The organism is Corynebacterium sp. ES2715-CONJ3 (genome assembly GCF_024814365.1).
In the GTDB taxonomy this organism is placed as follows: domain Bacteria; phylum Actinomycetota; class Actinomycetes; order Mycobacteriales; family Mycobacteriaceae; genus Corynebacterium.
This window is the reverse complement of record NZ_JANUXS010000002.1, coordinates 132,609-144,150: the sequence shown is the minus strand read 5'-3', so window position 1 is coordinate 144,150 and position 11,542 is coordinate 132,609. Positions and strand designations below refer to the sequence as shown.

15 protein-coding genes are annotated in these 11,542 nt (G+C 54.5%); 3 read left to right on the top strand and 12 right to left on the bottom strand.

Features of this window, described 5'->3' with window-relative positions; genetic code table 11:
* Positions 1-37: 37 nt before the first annotated feature.
* From rpsQ to NXT00_RS02855, 12 genes are all read right to left on the bottom strand, one after another.
* Positions 38-316 (bottom strand): 30S ribosomal protein S17, encoded by a 279-nt coding sequence (gene rpsQ, locus NXT00_RS02910; RefSeq protein WP_259077418.1) that lies wholly within the window; start codon positions 314-316, stop codon positions 38-40.
* 2 nt (positions 317-318) lie between these two features.
* The gene (rpmC, locus tag NXT00_RS02905) at positions 319-549 is read right to left on the bottom strand and encodes a 50S ribosomal protein L29 (RefSeq protein WP_259077419.1); all 231 of its coding nucleotides are present in this window, start codon (positions 547-549) and stop codon (positions 319-321) included.
* Entirely contained in the window at positions 549-965 is a 417-nt protein-coding gene (gene rplP / locus NXT00_RS02900) for a 50S ribosomal protein L16 (protein WP_259077427.1), read from the bottom strand. Before rplP ends, rpmC begins: the two co-directional genes overlap by 1 nt.
* 5 nt (positions 966-970) lie before the next feature.
* Positions 971-1,717 (bottom strand): 30S ribosomal protein S3, encoded by a 747-nt coding sequence (gene rpsC, locus NXT00_RS02895; RefSeq protein WP_259077429.1) that lies wholly within the window; start codon positions 1,715-1,717, stop codon positions 971-973.
* A gap of 2 nt (positions 1,718-1,719) precedes the next feature.
* Positions 1,720-2,076 (bottom strand): 50S ribosomal protein L22, encoded by a 357-nt coding sequence (rplV, locus tag NXT00_RS02890; protein WP_259077431.1) that lies wholly within the window; start codon positions 2,074-2,076, stop codon positions 1,720-1,722.
* A gap of 3 nt (positions 2,077-2,079) precedes the next feature.
* Positions 2,080-2,361: a 30S ribosomal protein S19 gene (rpsS, locus tag NXT00_RS02885; protein ID WP_207118735.1), complete on the bottom strand. Its 282-nt coding sequence runs from the start codon at positions 2,359-2,361 to the stop codon at positions 2,080-2,082.
* 16 nt (positions 2,362-2,377) lie between these two features.
* Positions 2,378-3,220, bottom strand: coding sequence for a 50S ribosomal protein L2 (gene rplB / locus NXT00_RS02880; RefSeq protein WP_259077437.1), 843 nt, complete (start codon positions 3,218-3,220; stop codon positions 2,378-2,380).
* Between the two features lie 23 nt (positions 3,221-3,243).
* Entirely contained in the window at positions 3,244-3,546 is a 303-nt protein-coding gene (gene rplW, locus NXT00_RS02875; RefSeq protein WP_259077439.1) for a 50S ribosomal protein L23, read from the bottom strand.
* On the bottom strand, positions 3,546-4,199 hold the full coding sequence (gene rplD / locus NXT00_RS02870) for a 50S ribosomal protein L4 (RefSeq protein WP_259077441.1): 654 nt from the start codon (positions 4,197-4,199) through the stop codon (positions 3,546-3,548). The genes rplW and rplD overlap by 1 nt, the downstream gene beginning before the upstream one ends.
* Positions 4,196-4,852: a 50S ribosomal protein L3 gene (gene rplC, locus NXT00_RS02865; RefSeq protein WP_259077442.1), complete on the bottom strand. Its 657-nt coding sequence runs from the start codon at positions 4,850-4,852 to the stop codon at positions 4,196-4,198. Before rplC ends, rplD begins: the two co-directional genes overlap by 4 nt.
* Before the next feature lie 33 nt (positions 4,853-4,885).
* Entirely contained in the window at positions 4,886-5,191 is a 306-nt protein-coding gene (gene rpsJ / locus NXT00_RS02860; RefSeq protein WP_259077445.1) for a 30S ribosomal protein S10, read from the bottom strand.
* Between the two features lie 816 nt (positions 5,192-6,007).
* Positions 6,008-6,973 carry a DUF5996 family protein gene (locus NXT00_RS02855; RefSeq protein WP_259157983.1) on the bottom strand — a complete coding sequence of 322 codons (966 nt, stop codon included), beginning with the start codon at positions 6,971-6,973 and terminating at the stop codon, positions 6,008-6,010.
* 635 nt (positions 6,974-7,608) lie between these two features.
* Between NXT00_RS02855 and NXT00_RS02850 the strand changes: the two genes are divergently transcribed.
* The 3 genes from NXT00_RS02850 to NXT00_RS02840 are packed head-to-tail and all read left to right on the top strand — an operon-like array spanning position 7,609 to position 11,517.
* Complete coding sequence (locus tag NXT00_RS02850) at positions 7,609-8,592, top strand: ABC transporter permease (RefSeq protein ID WP_259077448.1); 984 nt, start codon at positions 7,609-7,611, stop codon at positions 8,590-8,592.
* A gap of 4 nt (positions 8,593-8,596) precedes the next feature.
* The gene (locus tag NXT00_RS02845; protein WP_259157982.1) at positions 8,597-9,619 is read left to right on the top strand and encodes an ABC transporter permease; all 1,023 of its coding nucleotides are present in this window, start codon (positions 8,597-8,599) and stop codon (positions 9,617-9,619) included.
* Positions 9,616-11,517 (top strand): ABC transporter ATP-binding protein, encoded by a 1,902-nt coding sequence (locus tag NXT00_RS02840; protein ID WP_259157980.1) that lies wholly within the window; start codon positions 9,616-9,618, stop codon positions 11,515-11,517. Before NXT00_RS02845 ends, NXT00_RS02840 begins: the two co-directional genes overlap by 4 nt.
* Positions 11,518-11,542 lie beyond the last annotated feature (25 nt).

Here is an 11,542-nt window from a genome sequence, read left to right as displayed (position 1 = left end):
AGATATTTTCTTCACAAGGTCTTTCAACCACACTGATTTAACGTGCCTTCTCGACGATTTCTACGAGACGGAAGTGCTTATCTTTTGAAAGTGGACGGGTCTCTTCGATGCGAACCAGATCGCCAATGCCGGCAATCTCATTCTCGTCGTGAGCCTTTACTTTCGAGTTGGTACGGATGGTCTTGCCGTAAAGAGCGTGCTGGTGACGGTCTTCGAGCTCAACCACGATAGTCTTCTGCATCTTGTCAGAGACGACATAACCGGTGCGTACTTTGCGTGCGCCCTTTTCCTTCTTGTTCACTTTTGCCTCACTCATAATTAAGCCTCAGCTCCTGGAACTACAGACAGGCCAAGTTCGCGCTCGCGAATGACAGTGTAGATACGAGCAATATCGGTCTTCACTGCACGCAGGCGGCGGTTATTGGTCAACTGACCGGTTGCGGCCTGGAAGCGCAGGTTGAACAGCTCTTCCTTAGCCTCAGAGAGGCGGGTTGCTAGCTCCTCGGCGTTCAGCTCGCGAAGCTCGTGTGCGGGGGTACCGTTAGCCATTAGAACTGGTCCTCCTTCTTAACAATACGAACCTTGCAAGGAAGCTTCTGGCCTGCACGACGCAGCGCCTCAAGAGCGGTTTCCTCATTTGGGTAGCTCATCTCGAAGAGAATGCGACCCGGCTTGACGTTTGCAATCCACTTTTCCACAGGGCCCTTACCGGAACCCATACGAACACCGAGTGGCTTCTGGGTCAGTGGACGGTCTGGGAAGATATTGATCCAAACCTTGCCACCACGTTTGACGTGGCGGTTAATTGCAATACGTGCAGACTCGATCTGACGGTTGGTGATATAGGCGGGCTCGAGAGCCTGGATTGCGTAATCACCGAAAACAATGCGGTTACCGCCCTTAGAAACGCCACTACGGTGTGGACGGTGCTGGCGGCGGTATTTCACGCGCTTTGGAATAAGCATAGGTCTTAGCCCTCCTGCTTCTGCTCAGCGCGCTGACGACGCTGGCCACCGCGACGCGGACGTGCGTTGCGGTCACCGCGGCCACGGCGCTCTGCTGGTGCGTTGATTTCACTCTCGCGACGGCCGCCGACAACGTCACCCTTGTAGATCCACACCTTGACGCCAATGCGTCCGAAGGTGGTGTGAGCCTCGTAGGTGCCGTAATCGATTTCGGCGCGGAGGGTATGTAGTGGAACGCGACCTTCGTGGTAGCGCTCGGTCCTAGACATTTCGGCACCGCCGAGACGACCAGAACATACAACCTTGATGCCCTTGACGTGAGGCTGACGCATAGCGCCTTGGATTGCCTTACGCATAGCACGGCGGAATGCCACACGGTTGGTGAGCTGTTCGGCTACCGACTGTGCAACCAGCTGTGCATTGGCGTCAACGTTCTTGACCTCGAGGATATTGAGGGCAACCTGCTTACGGGTGAGCTTCTCGAGCTCGCCGCGCAGACGGTCAGCCTCGGAACCACGGCGACCGATCACAATACCCGGGCGGGCGGTGTGGATGTCGATGCGGACGCGGTCGCGGGTGCGCTCGATAACAATATCGGCGATACCAGCGCGGTCGAGGGTTTTGGTGAGGAACTCGCGGATCTTGATATCTTCTGCGAGGTACTCTGCGTAATTCTTATCGGCGTACCAGTGGGACTTCCAGTCGGAAGTGATACCCAATCGGAGACCGTGTGGATGGATCTTCTGTCCCACGTTTATGCACCTGCCTTTTGGCTCTCGACAACCACGGTGATGTGGCTGGTGCGCTTGCGGATCGCGAAAGCACGACCCTGGGCGCGAGGCTGGAAACGACGCATGGTGGGGCCCTCGTCAGCATAGGCTTCAGAGATGACCAAGGTGCGTGGATCCAAGCCGAAGTTATTCTCAGCGTTGGCCGCTGCGGAATGAATCACTTTAGCTAGTGGCTCAGAAGCATGCTGGGGAGCGTACTTCAAAATAGCCAGAGCTTCTTCGACTGACTTGCCGCGTACGAGATCGATAACACGACGAGCCTTCATAGGGGTTACGCGGACGAAGCGGGCGGTCGCGCGTGCGGAATTGATTTCGCTCATCGCTTATCGACGTCCCTTCTTCTTATCGTCTTTAATATGACCCTTGAAGGTCTTGGTTGGTGCGAATTCACCCAGTTTGTGGCCGACCATGGAGTCGTCTACGAATACTGGAACATGCTTACGACCGTCGTGAACGGCGAAGGTGTGTCCAATGAAATCTGGGAGAATGGTGGAACGGCGGGACCAGGTCTTGATGACCTGCTTCGTACCCTTTTCGTTTTGAGCGTCTACCTTCGCGAGGAGGTGCTCATCGACGAACGGGCCTTTCTTTAGGCTACGTGGCATCTTTCCTTACCTCCTCTTAGCGCTTCTTGCTCTTATTAGACCGGCGACGCTGCACGATCATATTGTTGCTGTACCGGTTCGGGTTGCGGGTACGGCCTTCCTTCTTGCCCCATGGGGACACTGGGTGACGACCACCAGAAGTCTTACCTTCACCACCACCGTGTGGGTGGTCGACCGGGTTCATAACGACACCACGGACGGTTGGGCGAACGCCCTTCCAACGCATACGGCCAGCCTTGCCCCAGCGCACGTTGATTTGATCAGCATTGCCAACCTCACCAACGGTAGCGCGGCAACGGATGTCGACGCGGCGGATTTCGGAAGATGGCATACGCAGTACAGCGTATTTACCAGCCTTACCGAGCAATTGGATGGATGCACCAGCAGAACGGGCGAGCTTGGCGCCGGCGCCAGGCTTGAGTTCTACGCAGTGGATAACGGTACCAGCTGGGATATTACGCAGTGGCAGGTTGTTACCAACCTTGATATCAGCATTGGCGCCAGCTTCGAGCATCTGCCCCTGCTTGAGGCCCTTAGGAGCCACGATATAGCGCTTCTCGCCGTCTACGTAGTGCAGCAGGGCGATATTAGCAGTACGGTTCGGGTCGTACTCGATATGAGCGACCTTAGCGGGGATACCATCTTTGTCATTGCGACGGAAGTCGATGAGACGGTACTGCCGCTTATGTCCACCACCCTTGTGGCGAACAGTGATGTGGCCGTGTACATTACGGCCACCCTTCTTGGGAAGTGGGCGAACCAGGGACTTTTCCGGGGTCGAGCGAGTGATCTCCTCGAACATGGAAACGGAGCTCTGGCGGCGACCCGGGGTTGTCGGCTTGTATTTACGAATAGCCATAGTTTTTCCTTACCTCGACTCTCTTAAGCGCTCTGGCCGAAGATGTCGATTGTGTCGCTGCCCTCACGGAGCGTCACGTAGGCGCGCTTGGTGGCTTTGCGGGAACCAAAACCGGAGCGAGTGCGCTTGCGCTTGCCCTCTCGATTAATGGTATTCACGGAAGCTACCTGAACGCCGAAGATCTGCTCGACGGCAATCTTGATTTCGGTCTTATTAGCGGTCTTAGCGACGTAGAAAACATAAGTGTTTTCTTCCATCAGACCATAAGACTTCTCGGATACAACCGGTGCGAGGATAATATCGCGGGGATTTGCGATCTTAGCCATTAGTTCTCCTCCTTAACCGCACCCTGGGTGCGGGTGATGAAGGTATTGAGAGCCTCGACGGAGAATACTAGATCATCAGACTTGAGCACATCATAGGTGTTCAGCTGATCAGCGAATAGCACCTGGACATGCTCTAAGTTGCGAGCACTCTTTTGGGCAGTAATATCCTCACGGCCGACGACGAACAATACGTTGCGACGATCGGTGAGACGCTCGAAGAACGTCTTTGCGGACTTGGTTGAAGGGGTTTGACCAGGAACGAGCTCTTCCACCACGTGGATGCGTGCGTTGCGTGCACGATCCGACAGGGCGCCGAAGAGAGCGGCCTTGATCATTTTCTTCGGGGTGCGCTGCGCATAATCGCGTGGCTTAGGGCCGTGCGAAATGCCACCACCGGCGAAGTGAGGTGCGCGGATCGAGCCCTGACGAGCACGACCGGTTCCCTTTTGACGGAAAGGCTTACGCCCACCGCCACGGACTTCACCGCGAGTTTTGGTGGAGTGGGTACCCTGGCGCTTAGCAGCGAGCTGAGCGTTGACTACCTGGTGCAGCAGCGCGATTGAGACTTCACGATCGAAGATCTCTGCTGGCAACTCAACGGTGCCATTGGTGGCACCTTGAGCGGTGTGGACGTCCAATGTTAAATGGCTCATGCGTGTGCACCGCCCTTCACTGCGGTCTTAACGGTCACGATGCCTCCACGGTTGCCCGGGATTGCACCCTTGATCAGGATGAGGTTAGCATCGGCGTCAATCTTCTGAACCTTGAGGTTCTGGGTTGTGACGCGGTCGGAACCCATGCGGCCAGCCATGCGCTTGCCCTTGAAGATGCGGCCTGGGGTAGCGCAAGCACCAATACCACCGACACGGCGGTGAGCTGCTTGGTTACCGTGAGATGCACCCTGTCCGGCAAAGCCGTGGCGTTTCATGCCGCCGGCGAAGCCTTTGCCCTTGGAGGTACCGGTAACGTCGACGAAGGTGGTGCCTTCGAAGATATCAGCGGTGACTTCCTGGCCGACTTCGTAACCAGATACATCATCCATGCGGATTTCGGCTACGTGACGGCGCGGGGTAACTCCGGCCTTGTTGAAGTGGCCGGTGCCTGGCTTGTTTACTTTGCGTGGGTCGATATCGCCAAAGGCGATCTGGATGGCGCTATAGCCATCGATTTCGGGGGTACGAATCTGGGTTACAACGCATGGCCCAGCTTCAACGACGGTCACCGGTACTACGCGGTTCTCTTCGTCGAAGATCTGGGTCATACCGAGCTTGCGGCCCAGAATGCCCTTGATCTCAGTTTCACTCATTATTTATTCTCCGGATGCCAAGAAAGTCGTCGATTACACAATATTCACATCGACGCTGGCCGGAAGATCGATGCGCATGAGCGCGTCGACCGTCTTCGGCGTCGGGTCGAGGATGTCGATGAGGCGCTTGTGAGTGCGCATCTCGAAGTGCTCGCGAGAGTCCTTGTACTTATGGGGAGAACGGATAACGGCATATACGTTCTTTTCGGTTGGCAATGGCACTGGGCCTACCACTCGTGCACCCGTACGGGTGACGGTCTCGACAATTTTGCGTGCAGACGCGTCAATTGCTTCGTGGTCGTAGGCTTTTAGCCGAATGCGGATCTTTTGTCCCGCCACGCTTTCCTCTTCCTCGCTTGTCCCACTTCCACAATGGATTGGTGGGAATCGCTTCATCTTATTCTCTATAACGTTGTCCAGGAGTTCTTGGGATACCTGGGCGCAACGCCAGTTTCTTACTTGATTGTCTATTCCAGACTTGCTAGGAAAATGTCGAACATGTCGATGTGGCTACAAAGCTCACAAACTTTGGCCTTTTCACTAGCCCTCGGGGTACAAGACCCAAGAAGTCAAGCCGGAAGGGATCGGGCGCTAGGTTTTCACCTAGGTGATCACTTACGTACTGCCGCTGTTTATTTGCCATGCATCCACGTCACTTATCCTGGCCTTCAAATAGAACTCGCGTGAGCTCATTCTCCTTGAAGAAACCTCCTAGATGCTTCAGTAATAACAAGGCCGCTAACCCTCGTAAGGAGGATCCGTACCTCTTAAATACTAAAGTCACCTTAAGTGAAGGTGTCATGTTTGCTTTGCCAGCCTCACTGAAACCGATTGAGGGCGATACCAGTGCACCTGTCAAAGCAACCTGATCATTAAAACATGTATGAAGGAAAGTTGCAAGCTAGATTGCCAATTTTTTTCAGCGCTTAGCACACCACCTTTATCACTTCATATCCCCCTTGAATGCCGATCGGCTCCCTAACGTAGCTGCGGCGGCGGAGATTCTATATAACACCGGATGACAGGTCGCGCAATCTACCGCGCAACCTACGAGGTGGAAAATTGTACGAATGGCACAGAAGCCCCCCTCGTGGGTCTATATGCTCGCCACGAGGGGGGATTCGGCTACTCTCGTTTTGCCCCTAGGGTGGACCTTTAAGAGTGTAGATCACGCGGGGTGCGGCCATTCTTATAGGCTTCAAGCCTAGAGTCGTCGCATTCTAGTTGGGTACGCGGCCATTTCAAGAGAGTGGCTCCGGCCTCGTAGGTGCTCTGTAAGAAGGCAAGGACTGCAGCGCGAGGATCGGCCGACTGGCGAACTACCTCATAGGGAAGCAGGAATTGCTGGAATTCCTCACTATAATAAGCGCCTTCGGGGGCGATAGCTGCGCGCTCGAATCCTTCGGGCACGGGGTAGGCGTAGGCATAGAATGCTCCCTCATCTCCCCCACCCGGCCAGAAGCCGCAGCTGGATAGTTCGTGCGAATAACCTTCAACCATGACCCAGTCGCCACAGTTGGGCGCGCCGCCCGGGTGGCGGGGGGCGAGTTCTCCACTAAAGCGCGTGCATGCAAGATCAAAGGAACCAAAGAAGAAGTGAACGGGACTGACCTTGCCAATATAGTCGGCACGGAATTCACCGATGAGATTATTCGCTTGCACAAGTTGGTGGAAAAATGCCTCGATTGCGCTCTTATCGTAGGCAGCGTCGGTCTCATTTGTGCGGAAGTCAGGTGCGGGGTCTACTTCGGTTGGGATAGGTCGAATATCGAATGGGACCTCGATCGCCTCCATTGCCTCTGCCACGAGACGGTAGAACGCGGCCACGCTCATGGATTGCAAGGCAAAATGTGCCCGCTTTCCATTTGAGCGACGGAAGTGGATCTCATGGGCGAGAAAGTCGAACTCAATATCAAAGGATCCGTCTTCAAAGGGGATCGCGGATGTACTTAGACCCGCTGGGGTGACATAGAGCGCCACTTGCCACCAGTGATTGACGAGGGGTGCGTAGGCCATGCGGATCTTACCGATGATTTGTGTCCACATATGAACAGTCGTGCGGGTTTCCTCCCAATCGGCAACTTTGAGCGCAGGCCAGCCGGAGTGGAGAGAGTGGTTCATGATTTAAGCTACTTTCGCGTACGTAATGGATAGGAAAGTTGATAAGTCAACTACTTATAGTTTAAGCCACCCCACACCTCGGCGCCAGCCGCTGCACCGGGGCTTTTAGCACTATGCTCTCGATCACATACACACATCGCCAAAGGATGATGAGAAGTCACTAAGGAGTACCTCCTATGAGATCCAATGAATAAAATTGGATCATCATCACCCGCAGCTCCGCCCTAGACCTCACTACCTAGCCCCGGAAGGATGCTCATCAACCCGATACCACAAAACAACTGGGAGAAGACTTGATTTATCCAGTTCAAGACTAAGAAAACCGGTATTTTTGGCCCCTAAACCTAGCTTCAATAGGGAGAAAATCCAGCAGCAATAATCCTCACATCACCGCTGTGGGGGTAGTGGACGGATCGAATATTATCGAAATTTTTTTAGCTTCTGCGAGCTGTAATTATTAAAAGTCCGCGTAGAGCCGTAAATTATAAGCACAACAATTCCAATAATTCCGCAGGCTCCGTATTCACAATGCCGGAGTAGATGTGGGATACTGTCGTTTTACGCACCAACGCCGGTTTTAAGCCTCCTGGAGAACTTTAAAGCCCTGTGACTTTCGCACGTGATGGAGAAAACCATTGTTCAAATATCTACTGAGGAAAGCAGCTAGCTGGACGCTCATCGTCTTTCTGGCAACAAATATTACTTTCTTCCTAGCGTCGGCCTTCCTCGACCCTCGCTCGAATTATATTGGGCGGAGGCCACCGTTAACCCCCGAGCAGATTGACACACTCCTTGTGCCCTATAATCTCAGCCCCACCATCCCCTTGTGGCAGCGGTGGTGGAATTGGTTAAGCGATATCCTGCTCCACTGGAACTGGGGCTATTCTCCAACTGGATCCCTCGTTAATGATGAAATTAGTTTCCGCATCTGGGTATCCGCTCAACTGATGCTCGTCGCTACCCTCATAACCATCGTCCTTGGAGTGTCGGTGGGCGTGTACACAGCGTCTAGGCAATACCAGCGAGGTGACCGAATCTGGCAGGCTATCTCAATCGTGGCCATGAATGTCCACGTCGTCGTCGCATCGATTATCGTTGTAGCCGCAGCGATTAAGATCAACGACCTAGTAGGAGCTCGTATCCTCTATGTCACCGGGGCCTCGAACCCCAGCGTGGAGGGATTCTTTCCCAAGCTCGTCGATTATGCCCAGCACCTCATTCTGCCAACAATCGCTCTCGTAATTATTGGCTATGCTGGCTACCACTTCATGCAGCGCTCCCTGCTACTCGACAATATTAACGCCGACTATGTACGCACAGCCCGAGCTAAAGGGCTGACAAAGGGACAGGCTATTCGCCGGCACGCATTGCGCACCTCCATCATCCCGGTCGCCACCTCGGTCGCCTTCGCTGTTCCCGGCATCTTTACGGGCGCGGTACTGACTGAAAAAATCTTCGCATGGAACGGCATGGGCGTGTATTTTGTGGAAACCATATCGAAAAATGATGTCCACGGTGCCGTGGCCGTTGCCGCCTTCGGGGCTGCACTCACCGGCGTCTCCGCAATTTTGGCCGATCTAGTCGTCGTTGCCCTCGATCCTCGAGTACGAGTGAGTTAATACCATGAACGATAATAATCAACGCCCCACAGGCGATATCGACGAGGCCACCTCAACGGTGATGCCGCCAGCAAACCTCCACGTCGGTGCAACTGTGCCCCATGGCTCAGAGATTCGTTCCGATGAGAACGAATCCCAACCTACCCCTCCCGAGACACCGGAACTCGTCCGCGGCACCTCCCGTCTCACACTCTACGCACGCCGCTTCATGCGCAATAAGGGTGCGGTCATCGGCTCGGTCATTTTTGGGCTCCTCGCTCTCTTCGCAGCCTTTGGTGGCCTGCTCACCCCGTGGTCGTTTACAGAACCTGATTTCCTTAACCTGTCAAGCGCTCCATCGTCCGAGCACTGGTTTGGCACCACCGACGGTGGCCAAGACCTTTTTGCACAGGCCGCCCATGGTCTGGGACGCTCTCTCATTATCGGCGTGAGTGTTGCACTGTCGACCACCATAATCTCCGCCATCGTTGGTGCCGGAGCGGCCCTTCTCGGCGGCTGGGTAGAAAAGATCATTCTAGCGATTATTCACTTCCTCCTCGCGGTTCCCAGCTTCCTCATTTTGGCGCTGCTGGTTTCTGACTCCGGCGGCGACTGGAAGGTGCTCATCTTCGTAATGATTCTCCTCGGCTGGATGTACTCGGCTCGTGTGATTTGGTCACTATCCATCTCCGTGCGTGAAAACGACTTTGTTCGGGCTGCTCGCTATATGGGCGTATCCAAGTCACGAATTATCGTCCGCCATATGCTCCCCAATATCAGCTCGCTGTTAGTTATCCAATTTGTTCTCGGCACGGTATCGACAGTTATGGGCGAGACTGGGTTGTCCTTCCTCGGCTTAGGTGTCAAACTCCCCGATGTGTCTTTGGGAACCTTATTATCAGGCGGCACCGCCACTGTTCTCACTGCTCCGTGGCAGTTTTATATCCCAGCCACGATCTTGACCCTACTGACGGTCTCGTTAGCGCTTATTGCTGACGGATTGCGCGATGCCATCGATCCCAACTCAAAGTCCGGAGGAAACGCATGAGTTCGCCTAGCTCGTATTCCCTCGAAGGCACAACTGCCTTAGATACCCCAATACTCTCAGTCCGCGACCTTAATGTCTCTTTCCCGTCCGAAGCCGGTGTTGTCAATGCTGTGCGCGGTGTGTCTTTTGACCTCTTTCCTGGTCAAACTCTAGGAATTGTGGGCGAGTCCGGATCGGGGAAGTCGGTCACCTCACTGTCTGTTATGGGGCTCCTTCCGGATTATGCCAAGATTGCTGGCTCGGTTCGTTTCGCCGGTGAAGAACTAATTGGCAAAACCGACAGTGAGATGTCACGGATTCGCGGTAACGGCATCGGTATGATCTTCCAGGATCCGCTCTCGGCACTGACCCCCGTCTTTGATATTGGCACCCAGCTTGTAGAAGCGTTGCAAGCGCACCAAAGGATTTCCAAAGCCGATGCACTCAAGCGGGCCATAGAGTTATTAGATCTTGTCGGTATTAAAGAGCCGCACAAACGGGTGAGGTCCTTCCCCCACGAATTTTCTGGTGGTATGCGCCAGCGCGTGGTCATCGCCCTTGCGATTGCAAATAATCCTCGTGTGCTCATTGCGGATGAGCCCACCACCGCGCTCGATGTCACCATCCAAGCGCAAATCCTCGATGTCATTAAACTCGCCCAACGCGAGACTGGTGCCGCCACTATCATGATCACCCATGATATGGGTGTGGTGGCCGAAACCGCCGATGACGTCCTCGTGATGTACGCGGGGCGGCCTGTGGAAAAAGGTAATGTCTTTGAGGTCTTTGCCCAACCGCGGATGCCCTATACCGTCGGCCTCCTCGGATCGACCCCCCGCCCTGATATTTCCTCAGACGAACCCTTAACACCTATCGTGGGCAATCCCCCCGTGCTCGTGGGACTGCGCGATCGCTGCCAATTCGCCCCCCGATGCCCAGTGGTACAACCACGCTGCCACGAAGAAGAGCCCTCCCTCAATCTCGTGCCAGGAACCCAGGCTCATCAATCGGCTTGCCTTCGCTCTCAAGAGATCCTCGATGGCAGGATCGATGGTGAGCGCATGTACCAACTACCCCCACTGAGCCCGGATATTCTTGCTGAAATCCCACGCGACGAACGTCCAGTTACGCTCAGTGTCAAGGATCTTCGCAAGGAATTCCCGCTGACTAAAGGTGCTCTCATTAAGCGCAAAGTTGGCACCGTGAAGGCGGTCGACGGATTGACCTTTGATATTCACCAGGGTGAGTGCATGGCTATTGTTGGTGAATCTGGTTGCGGTAAAACCACAACTCTCCTTGAGATCATGGATCTTGATCCAGCCCACGGCCACGTGATTCTCAATGGTATTGATGCATCATCGATGACACGCACCCAGCGTCGAGAAGCGCGAAAGCAAATCCAGATTGTCTTCCAAGATCCCATGAGTTCGCTCAACCCCCGGTTGACGGTAAAGGAAGTTATCGCTGAACCGTTATATGCGCTCGGCTTCGACGGCGATATTGATCGCCGAGTCCAAGAACTCATGACTTTGGTCGGCCTGGATACCTCCCAAATTGATCGCTTCCCCGGGCATTTCTCTGGCGGTCAACGCCAGCGTATCGGCCTCGCTCGAGCCTTGGCGACCAATCCCAGTGTGATCGTTCTCGATGAACCGGTATCTGCCCTCGACGTTTCGATCCAAGCGGGTGTAATTAACCTTCTTGAAGACCTCAAACGCAAGCTCGGTTTATCGTATCTTTTCGTAGCCCACGATCTCTCTGTCGTGCGCCATCTTTCCGATAGGGTCGCAGTGATGTACAAAGGCCGCTTCGTGGAAGAGGGTGAGGTGGATGATATCTTCGATCATCCGCAACACGAGTACACCAAGCAACTGCTCGAGGCGATCCCCATCCCCGATCCAACGGTTGCGCGTCGATAAAGACTTTGCCCCTGTGGTGTCAGGA

What these genes read in the sequence shown, in the direction of transcription:
- NXT00_RS02855 (WP_259157983.1), bottom strand. Translation starts at nt 6,973, where the DNA reads ATGAACCACTCTCTCCACTCCGGCTGGCCTGCGCTCAAAGTTGCCGAT.
- rpsS (WP_207118735.1), bottom strand. Translation starts at nt 2,361, where the DNA reads ATGCCACGTAGCCTAAAGAAAGGCCCGTTCGTCGATGAGCACCTCCTC.
- rplD (WP_259077441.1), bottom strand. Translation starts at nt 4,199, where the DNA reads ATGAGCCATTTAACATTGGACGTCCACACCGCTCAAGGTGCCACCAAT.
- rpsQ (WP_259077418.1), bottom strand. Translation starts at nt 316, where the DNA reads ATGAGTGAGGCAAAAGTGAACAAGAAGGAAAAGGGCGCACGCAAAGTA.
- rplV (WP_259077431.1), bottom strand. Translation starts at nt 2,076, where the DNA reads ATGAGCGAAATCAATTCCGCACGCGCGACCGCCCGCTTCGTCCGCGTA.
- rplC (WP_259077442.1), bottom strand. Translation starts at nt 4,852, where the DNA reads ATGAGTGAAACTGAGATCAAGGGCATTCTGGGCCGCAAGCTCGGTATG.
- rplW (WP_259077439.1), bottom strand. Translation starts at nt 3,546, where the DNA reads ATGGCTAAGATCGCAAATCCCCGCGATATTATCCTCGCACCGGTTGTA.
- rplB (WP_259077437.1), bottom strand. Translation starts at nt 3,220, where the DNA reads ATGGCTATTCGTAAATACAAGCCGACAACCCCGGGTCGCCGCCAGAGC.
- NXT00_RS02840 (WP_259157980.1), top strand. Translation starts at nt 9,616, where the DNA reads ATGAGTTCGCCTAGCTCGTATTCCCTCGAAGGCACAACTGCCTTAGAT.
- rpmC (WP_259077419.1), bottom strand. Translation starts at nt 549, where the DNA reads ATGGCTAACGGTACCCCCGCACACGAGCTTCGCGAGCTGAACGCCGAG.
- rplP (WP_259077427.1), bottom strand. Translation starts at nt 965, where the DNA reads ATGCTTATTCCAAAGCGCGTGAAATACCGCCGCCAGCACCGTCCACAC.
- NXT00_RS02845 (WP_259157982.1), top strand. Translation starts at nt 8,597, where the DNA reads ATGAACGATAATAATCAACGCCCCACAGGCGATATCGACGAGGCCACC.